Annotated in this window: 7 protein-coding genes and 1 pseudogene; 6 read left to right on the top strand and 2 right to left on the bottom strand. The window is 50.1% G+C overall.

The window, feature by feature from the left end; all coding sequences use genetic code 11:
• The 3 genes and pseudogenes from WMO17_RS12800 to WMO17_RS12810 form a co-directional block, all read left to right on the top strand.
• A partial coding sequence (locus WMO17_RS12800; protein ID WP_349138287.1) for an HlyD family secretion protein occupies nucleotides 1-1,037 on the top strand: 1,037 nt, incomplete at its 5' end.
• A gap of 25 nt (nucleotides 1,038-1,062) precedes the next feature.
• Nucleotides 1,063-1,353, top strand: a pseudogene (locus tag WMO17_RS12805) (hypothetical protein); the annotation flags it as partial.
• 347 nt (nucleotides 1,354-1,700) lie between these two features.
• Nucleotides 1,701-2,609: a DUF4300 family protein gene (locus tag WMO17_RS12810; protein WP_349138288.1), complete on the top strand. Its 909-nt coding sequence runs from the start codon at nucleotides 1,701-1,703 to the stop codon at nucleotides 2,607-2,609.
• A 138-nt stretch (nucleotides 2,610-2,747) separates the two neighbouring features.
• On the opposite strand, the gene WMO17_RS12815 is transcribed toward WMO17_RS12810, so the two are convergent.
• A complete protein-coding gene (locus WMO17_RS12815) occupies nucleotides 2,748-2,996 on the bottom strand; it encodes a hypothetical protein (protein WP_005941557.1) in 249 nt (82 codons plus the stop codon).
• 199 nt (nucleotides 2,997-3,195) lie between these two features.
• Nucleotides 3,196-4,059: a helix-turn-helix domain-containing protein gene (locus WMO17_RS12820; RefSeq protein ID WP_349138289.1), complete on the bottom strand. Its 864-nt coding sequence runs from the start codon at nucleotides 4,057-4,059 to the stop codon at nucleotides 3,196-3,198.
• Nucleotides 4,060-4,308: 249 nt separating this feature from the next.
• On the opposite strand from WMO17_RS12820, the gene WMO17_RS12825 reads away from it, so the two are divergent.
• From WMO17_RS12825 to WMO17_RS12835, 3 genes are all read left to right on the top strand, one after another.
• Nucleotides 4,309-5,679: an MFS transporter gene (locus tag WMO17_RS12825; RefSeq protein ID WP_349138290.1), complete on the top strand. Its 1,371-nt coding sequence runs from the start codon at nucleotides 4,309-4,311 to the stop codon at nucleotides 5,677-5,679.
• A gap of 114 nt (nucleotides 5,680-5,793) precedes the next feature.
• Nucleotides 5,794-8,877, top strand: coding sequence for a beta-galactosidase, LacZ type (gene lacZ / locus WMO17_RS12830; protein ID WP_349138291.1), 3,084 nt, complete (start codon nucleotides 5,794-5,796; stop codon nucleotides 8,875-8,877).
• Nucleotides 8,878-8,904: 27 nt separating this feature from the next.
• Nucleotides 8,905-9,033, top strand: coding sequence for a hypothetical protein (locus WMO17_RS12835; protein ID WP_291016697.1), 129 nt, complete (start codon nucleotides 8,905-8,907; stop codon nucleotides 9,031-9,033).
• The last annotated feature ends 482 nt before the right edge of the window (nucleotides 9,034-9,515 follow it).

The raw sequence follows: 9,515 nt of genomic DNA on the forward strand, positions 1-9,515 counted from the left end.
CGGACAGCTACGTTATCACCAAAACATTTGTAAATAATCGGCAGCATTTTTTGAACCAGCTTCTGAACGAAGAAACGCAATGCCGGGAAAGGACATTCCATATGAGTGATTCTACGTTGAAAGAACTTTGGCAGCAGGTCGCAGAAAAGAAAAGCTGTGAAGCAAAACAGAAAGAACTGACCGCCCAGAGAGATACGCTTGCTGATCGTCTGAAAAAGCTGGAAAAATCCAAGCTGGCGGAACAGGCTGATGTGGACCGTCTGGAGGGACACAGCCTTGCCGCATTTTTCTATCAGGTGATCGGAAAAATGGATGAAAAGCTGGACAAGGAACGGCAGGAAGCCTATGCAGCCCGCGTCAAGTACGATGCTGCTCTCCATGACCTTTCTTCCGTTGATGCCGACTTGGATCAGATTCAAAATAGACTGGCACGGCTGTCCGATTGCGAAAGGCAGTATCAAGCTGCTCTTTCCGAAAAAATCAAAAGTATCAAAGCATCTGCCCACCCTGCCGCACAGCAGGTTGCGGAAAGCGAAAGCCGTATTGCCGCGCTGAAAGTCCAAAAACGGGAGCTGCTGGAAGCTATCAACGCCGGAAAGACCGCCCTGCATACGGTCAATGAAGTTCTGGAAACCCTCGACAATGCCGAGGGCTGGAGCACATGGGACGTAATGGGCGGCGGTTTGATGGCCGATCTTGCCAAGTATGAGGAACTGGACGATGCACAGAAACAAATCGAACAGCTTCAAGTGGAACTGCGGCGGTTCAAAACTGAGCTTGCCGATGTTGAGATCACCGCAGACCTTCAGGTTACGGTGGACAGCTTTCTGAAATTTGCAGATTTCTTCTTTGACGGTCTCTTTGCAGACTGGGCGGTTCTGGATCACATCAATCAGGCACAGAGCAGGGTGGAAAACACCAAGGATCAAATCAAGCGAGTCCTTGCACTTCTGAAAAAGATGCGCGAAGATGTTGATGTCCAAATCGCTGACGAAAAAGAAAAGCAGGAGCAGCTTGCGGTGGAAACTGAGCTGTAGGGTTGGAGAGATTACTTTGTGTGCTCGGCGCAACTCGATCGTTTATCCGCCGAGAGAAAGCAACCGTGACCGCCTGTGCGGGATCATCGACACCATCCTTGCAGAGCAGCCGAAGGACTTTGAAGTTTTTCTTCAAAAGCTGATACAGCAGGGCTACGAGGTGAAGCGTGGCAAGCACACGGCGGCGAAGGGCAAGGAGCAGAAGATCAGCAGTGCCGACGAACTGCGGGAACGAGCAACGGCGGCGACAGAACGCTATCATGCCATGGGCGATTCCATCAAGGCGGCGGAAACGAGGTTGGCCGAAATCGCCGTGCCGCGCTTCGCAAGTTGGTATCCTCCGTCTATCTGGAAAGCGATTTGAACCTTCCATTCAGAAAAAGCGGAAAATTCTTATTCCAACTTGGGTATACTCCTGTTGTGTCCGACATGAAGAAAATCGTTCAGAAAACTGCCGCATTGTCTTTCCCCAAATGGGCGTTAGCCGTATGGGATATGGATACTTCAACATTATATATGGTCAAATACGACAGAAGTCATTGATTTTCTTTGTTTATCTGTGATACCATTCGTTACGAGACCAACGGCGTTGCTCTCTTCGCTTATGGTTGAGACTCCGGCACTCAAAGAAACTTTCCGAAAAACACAACGAGGTGACCATTTTTGAAACGTCGAACTTTTCTTGTTTGCACCGCTGCACTTTTTTGCAGTGCGTTTCTGGCAGTGGGCTGCACTCAAAAAACCTCTCAGCCCGTCCTTCAGCAAATTGAATACTCCAATTTGGCAGATTCGGATACACAAGCTCTTCTTTCCAAGCTTTTGCAGGATGCCGGCGTATCCGACCTACGGATACAGACCTTCTTTGATCATGTGCAAAAGTTCAACAATGCTGTAGACCCGGCATGGCTCACCACAGGGTTTGAAAATGCCAAGCCTTCGGATCTGAAATACGATCCTTACTCCATGCAGGACGCATGGACGGAAAAATATGACACCTTCCCCGGCTGGAACTGTCGGATTACCGCTTGTGGGCTGTTTGGTGATTTTATCACTGTCACGGGCAAGGCAGACCTTGACTCAGCCGAGGACACCCTGTTTATGGACTATGAAACACTGGATTCTGATCCAGAATCCCTTTGCGGCGACGAACGGCAAAAGTTTGATGCGCTGTTCGCCCCGGTTAAAACCACTAATACGACCGATATTCCTACCCATTTGAAAACGATTCAGCAGGAATGGAAGAAACGCGGTTTCTCCTTCGTGGACGATGATAAGATCCGTCTCGTCTCCGTAGTCCTGCACGATCAGTTCTCTGAAACGGACAATTCTCTTATGATCGGTCATGTCGGTGTTATGCTTCCCACATCGGATGCGGTATATTTTGTCGAAAAGGTCGCTTTTCAGGAGCCGTATCGCTTGTTGAAGTTCAAAAATCGGACCGAGTTGAGCGATTATCTGATGCTGAAATACGACAACTCGTGGGGACAGGATACTGCCCACACCTTTATTATGGAAAATTCAGACCTGATGGACGGCTGGCGCATTCTTGACGAACAGAAAGACGCAAGCTAAAAATCTCATTCATTGGGAGCCGTCCAATCTGACAGACCATTCGCCCTCTGATGCCAAAAAGACGCTGCAACCTCTTACCCAGAGGCGGCAGCGTCCTTTTTATATTGGAATGTTTTTGTTCGCAGGGGAACTCTGGGCTTATGACAGGGTATGTATAATGTGCAGAGCCATATCAGCATTTTCTTTGTCCACAAACACCTCTGTGACATACTGCGGTTTTATGCCGAGAGTTCCAATTCTCGCTTGGTCAAATGTGTTATGCCGATTGACATCTTTGGATTTGCAATAGAATTTAATTCCAGCTGCCGCCAACGCATCCGTGATGCGATTGCATTGGTAAGGGTCAGAAACTGTTGCAACTAGCGATTTGAAAAAATGCTCTAACATAAAGAGACCTCCTTGTATACACTCTAATCTCGTACAAAGCCATCCGGCACATAATGGTCGCTGTATCCATTCGGGAGCTGTTCCATGCAAAGTTCCTGCTCTCCATGATGGATTCATCCGTTGAGTCGTAGACTTGTTGGCTGTGGATCGCATTTTTTATCGGCATGGTTCTACTCTCCTTATTTATAAGGAATCTTTCTCATTTTTCAGTAGATTTTTCCAGATTCTTTCGGTACTGTGCCGGACTGACACCATACTCTTTCTTGAATACCCGGCTAAAATAGAGTGGGTTATCATACCCTACGATCTCTGCAATTTCTCCAATATTGTATTCGGTGTTCTCCAATAAGCTTTGTGCATTTACCATCCGAAGGGACAGGATGTATTGTGCAGGGCTTATTTTCATGTACAGCTTAAAATTACGGATAAACCAGTTCGTACTGATATGCAGCGATTCTGCGTAATCGTCTACACTGACCTTTGTATTATAATTCTCGTTAAAGTAGGCAACGGCGGCTTCGATTTCTTCGGGGATGCTTGTAGTTGTTTTCTCGCTTTCCTGCTGTTGCCTGCTTACTAAAAGCAGAATGATGTTGAAGAGAGAAGCAATATAGTCTTCATAGCCATATTCACATTGTTGCAGTTCCCGGATGATCTTTCGGAACAGCATTTTGTAATCCGGCAGTGTGCCGCTGTAAAAAACGTGCTTGTCCAATGGTATTCCGTGATAGTTCAGGATGTTTTTGACATCGTATCCTGTAAAGTGAATCCAGAACACCTCTGGATGATCTTCTACATAGTAGACATACTTCTGGATTTCTTTCGGCTGATAAAGCACCATGTGTCCAGAAGTCACCACTTCCTCAACACCATCGAACCAGAAGTGTGCTTTACCAGATGCCACATAGAGGATTTGATAGTCTCTGCGACCCTTTGCCCAAAAAGTAGGTAGCTTAGGGCGTTTTTTCAAGCGATAAGTGCCGCAGCTGCCTACGACCAGCGGCTTTGAGTAGTCTTTGAAATCCAAACGGGAGTTGTTCAAATATCCTGAGTTGAAATACATCCCTGCGTCCTCCTCATCTTCAGAGATTTTACAGCGATTTGGTAAATGTTCTATCAAAAAATTACAAACTCTTTGATTTTGTGCATATTCTGTTCCATCTTGTCTATATCTTTTCGTTCCATTAGATTCTATAATATTTTCAGACGGAACGCAAGAGATTTGGGCAACTTGCGTAATGAGAATTCCAGTCTGAAGTGCGCAGCAGATTGGTCGCGCCCACACAAAACAAGCAAGATGGGAGAAAGCACAATGACTGAAAAACGTTATCTAAAGTGGTATAATAAAGTCGGCTATGGTTCAGGCGATATTGCAGGCAACGTGGTGTATGCATTCCTGTCCTCCTTCGTCATGATCTATCTGACCAACACCGTTGGCCTGAACCCCGGTATTGTCGGCACTCTGATTGCAGTTTCCAAACTGCTGGACGGTGTGACGGACATTTTCTTTGGTTCTTTGATTGACAAAACGCATTCTAAGATGGGCAAAGCCCGTCCTTGGATGCTGTACGGCTACATTGGCTGTGCCATTACGCTGGTGGCAATTTTCGCCATCCCGACCAATCTGGGACAGTTTGCACAGTACGCATGGTTCCTGATCGCATATACTCTGCTGAACGCTGTATTCTACACTGCCAACAACATTGCTTACTCTGCACTGACTGCTCTCGTCACGAAGAACAGTGCCGAACAGGTCGAGATGGGTTCTTGGCGTTTCATGTTCGCCTTTGCCACCAGCCTGCTCATCCAGTCTATCACGCTGGGTGCTGTTACGGCATTGGGCGGTGGTGCTGCCGGTTGGCGCACTGTTGCAATCATCTACGCCATCATCGGTCTGCTTGTCAACACCCTCTCCGTTTTCTCCGTGAAGGAACTGCCGGAAGGCGAATTGGTGGATACCACCGACAAAAAGGAAATCGAGCAGGACGAAAAGTACAATCTGGTTCAGGCTGCAAAGCTGCTTGCTGGTAACAAATATTATATGATGATTTGCGTCACCTACATTTTGCAGCAGATCTACGGTGCCATGATCAGCATGGGCACCTACTATGCAACCTACATCCTTGGCAACCAGAATCTGTTCGGTGTATTCTCTTGGGCAATCAACATTCCTCTGATCATCGCACTGGTGTTCACCCCGACCTTGGTTGCAAAGTGGAATGGAATGTATAAGCTGAATGTAATGAGCTATACTCTGGCAACGATTTCTCGTGCACTGGTTGCTGTAGCTGGTTACATGGGCAGCGGCAATGTGACCTTGATGCTGCTCTTTACTGCAATCGCAGCTCTTGGTCAGGGTCCTTGGCAGGGCGATATGAACGCTGTGATCGCAGCCTGCTCTGAGTACACTTGGCTGACGAAGCACAAGCGTGTGGACGGAACGATGTACTCCTGCACTTCTCTCGGTGTGAAGCTGGGCGGCGGTCTGGGTACTGCCATCACCGGCTGGCTGCTGGCAGCAAGCCATTTTGACAGCGCTCTGACCGTTCAGCCGGATTCCTGCATCAATATGCTGAAAATCATGTATCTGGTGATCCCGTTTGCTCTGGATGCCATTATCACCTTCATTCTGTCTCATCTGAAAGTTGAAGAAGCAAATGAAAAACTGCGTGAAGCAGTCTGATAACAAGTCATTATCATTTCTCCTTCATCTGCTGTTCCCCGGAGGAATCCAGCGATTCCTCCGGGGAGGCTGGAGAAATATTATAAAATTATAAAAGGTAAATGAGGAAATACTATGGCTGCATTTGATTTTGCAAAAGTAAAAGACCCCACCTTTTTCAAGGAAAACGTGCTGAATGCTCATGCAAGTTTCCGTACTTACGCTTCCCGCGAAGAATATCGGACAGGCTCCTCTTCTTTGGCGATGAAGCTGGACGGTATCTGGAAATTCGCCTACGCAAAAAACTACACCAGTGCCATCCCCGGCTTTGAAAAGACAGATTACGATTGCAGCGGCTGGGATGACATTCATGTTCCGGCACACATCCAGATGGAGGGCTACGACATTCCCCAGTACGCGAATATTCAGTATCCGTGGGATGGCCGTGAAGAAGTACAGCCGGGTGAGATCCCGCAGCGGTTCAATCCGGTGGCAAGCTATGTAAAATACTTCGAGCTGCCGGAATCCATGCAGGGCAAGCCCGTCCACATCGAGTTCGAGGGTGTGGAAAGCGGCATGGCTCTTTGGCTGAACGGGTCTTATGTGGGCTACACCGAGGACAGCTTCTCCGCACACGCATTCGATCTGACTCCCTATCTCCAGCTGGGTGTGAACAAACTTGCTGTGCAGGTGTTCAAGTGGACTTCCTCCAGCTGGTGCGAAGATCAGGACTTCTTCCGCTTCTCCGGCATCTTCCGCAGCGTATGGCTGTACGCCATCCCCACCGTGCATCTGGAAGATATATCCGTCAAAACGCTGTTTGCCGGGGATGATTTTACTCATTCCACGCTGGAAGTTGCATTGCAGGTGGAGGGTAAGGGCGCAGCCCGTCTGACCCTGCGCCGCAGTGAACTGGAAGTGTTCTCCGAAAAAATCGCACTGAACGGCGGTTCTGCTCTGTTCAGCCATGCGGTGGAGAACCCCTACCTGTGGAGTGCAGAGGACCCGGCTCTGTATGAACTGGAAATCGAGCTGCTGGACGATGCAGGCCATCCGGCAGAGGTGACCGGGCAGAAAGTCGGTTTCCGCAAGTTCGAGTTGAAGAACAATCGGATGCTGCTCAACGGCAAGCGCATCGTGTTCAAGGGTGCCAACCGTCATGAGTTCAGCTCCATTACGGGTCGTGCTGTGGGCGTACACACCCATGAGGAACTGCTTCGTGATATCATCACCATGAAGCAGAACAACATCAATGCCATCCGTACCAGCCATTACCAGAATCAGGATGCACTGTACGACCTGTGCGACGAGTATGGTCTGTATCTGATCGCAGAGAACAATCTGGAATCCCATGGCACCTGGGATATTCATCAGGCTGGCATTCGCGGCATCGAGGGCGTTTTGCCCAATGATAAGCCGGAGTGGAAAGCTGTCTTGTTTGACCGCATGAATTCCACTTACCAGCGTGACAAAAACCATCCTGCTGTTCTGATCTGGTCTCTGGGCAACGAATCGTTTGGCGGTGAGACCCTGCTCCAGATGGCAGAGATGGTCCGCCGCTTTGATGACACCCGTCTGGTGCATTACGAAGGTGTGGTCAATGATCCCCGCTTCCTCGATACCACCGACATCGAGAGCCATATGTACAGCACGGTCAAGGACATTAAAGAGTATCTGGCACAGGGCGATAAGCGGCCTTATATCGAGTGCGAATACTCTCATGCTATGGGCAACTCCAACGGTGCTTTGCACAAGTACACGGAACTTGCCGACCAGAAGGACTGCGGCTATCAGGGTGGCTTTATCTGGGATTACATCGACCAGTCCATCTGGAAAAAAGACCGCTACGGCAAGTGGTTCCAAGCCTACGGCGGCGACTTCGGTGAGCGTCCTACCGACTATAATTTCAGCGGAAACGGCATTGCCTACGGTGGTGACCGTGCTCCTTCTCCCAAGATGCAGGAGGTCAAGTTCTGCTATCAGAACATCGCCGTTTCCATCGACAACTCTGGCTTTGAAGTCTGGAACAAGAACCTGTTCACCTCTACGGATGCTTTCGACTGCGTTGCACTGCTGCATCGTGATGGAAAGTTGTATCGGCAGCAGGAACTGACCAATATTGATGTTGCTCCCGAAGAGCGTTCCAGCTTCCCGCTGCCGTTTATGGTTCCTGCGCTTCCCGGTGAATATGCAGTGTCCATCAGCTTCCGTTTGAAGGAGGACACCAGCTGGGCAAAGAAAGGTCATGAAGTCGCCTTTGGACAGGGTGTGATCGCTGTGGTTCGTTCCATTCCCAGCAAGAAGGTCACGCCGTTTACCGTTATGCACGGTACACACAACATCGGTGTCCGTGGTGAGAATTTCGATGTTTTGTTCTCCGATCTGAATGGCGGCCTGACTTCCTACCGCTATGCCGGCAGGGAGATGATTCAGGAGATTCCCCGTCCCAACTTCTGGCGCGCTCCCACCGACAACGACTGCGGCAACAACATGGGCGGCGTTCGCGGTCAGTGGAAGCTGGCAAGCCTGTACGCTACCGCCAAGGGCATCGGCAAGGAGATCCCGTCTGTTCATGGCGGCACCATCCTCCAGAACCCCACCTGCGAGGTGGAAGCCGACAGCGTTGTCGTGACCTATCTCTATAACCTCCAGACCAGCCCCGCAGCAGAGTGCAGCCTGCAGTACCGTGTGTTCGGTGATGGCCGCATCCAGACCACCCTGCACTATGACCCGGTGGAAGGACTTGCAGCAATGCCGGAGTTCGGCGTACTGTTCAAGATCGACGCTGACTACGACACGGTGGAGTGGTACGGAAACGGCCCTGCGGAGACCTACTGGGATCGTCAGCATGGTGCAAAGCTGGGCATTTACCAGAACAAGGTCGCAGACAACATGGCACAGTACCTTGTGCCGCAGGAGTGCGGTGCAAAGACCGCTGTGCGCTGGGCAAAGGTAGTGGACCGCAAGGGTCGCGGGCTGCTGTTTACCGCGGATGCCGCAAAGCCCATGTTCTTCTCTGCGCTACCCTACACTCCCCATGAAATGGAGAGTGCCAAGCATCCTTACGAGCTGCCCCCGGTCCATTACACGGTCATCCGTGCTATGGGCGAGCAGATGGGCGTTGGCGGCGATGACAGCTGGGGTGCCAATGTCCACCCGGAGTATATTCCTGATGTAACCAAGCCTGTGGAGTTCACCTTTACGTTCCGTGGCATCTGATGATTGCCCGCAAATGAGATGTTCTCTGTGAAAAAAGCGAAAAATCAGCCTGAATCTGAACCAGCCGAACTAGCATCCCTTGTTGGAGAGCGGATCAGAAAGATCCGCAAAGAAGAGGGGTTAAGCCTAGAGCTTTTTGCTTTAAGCCATCAATGAGCCACCAGCCGCAAGTGCATGGCGGAAAGCTTCCGCGCCCTTGCGCCTGATATAAAATGGAATCCTGATTTTCCCGCCCGAATTTGCCACGGTGGGACGATCAAAGGAGCGTGCGTTTGAACAAAAAGAAAAAGTCCACAAACACTTCCCCTTATCCCGATGAAGTCATTGACCGTCTGGCGCGGGCATTCTACCCGGCCATCCTTGTCTGCTGGAACAGCGCGGAAGGCCAGCGGTCACTTGTCGGGGCGGAGGCCCCTCCATCTTGCTAACGCAAGACCGTTCGGTCGCTTAAAAGCCCCACTGGGGCTTTCATTGCTTCGCTGCGCTGCGCAAACGCGAGCTTGCCTATGGCAGGCAGAGCAGGCTCATCATGCAAACAACGAAAAACAGGAAGTTCCCACTTGCTGGGTATCCGTAAAACAGTTTTCGAAAAATGACACGGCAACTGCCTGTCAGGATTGGTTACGGAGTACCCGGCT

Origin of the sequence: Faecalibacterium faecis, assembly GCF_040096475.1 — a bacterium.
GTDB lineage: Bacteria > Bacillota > Clostridia > Oscillospirales > Ruminococcaceae > Faecalibacterium > Faecalibacterium taiwanense.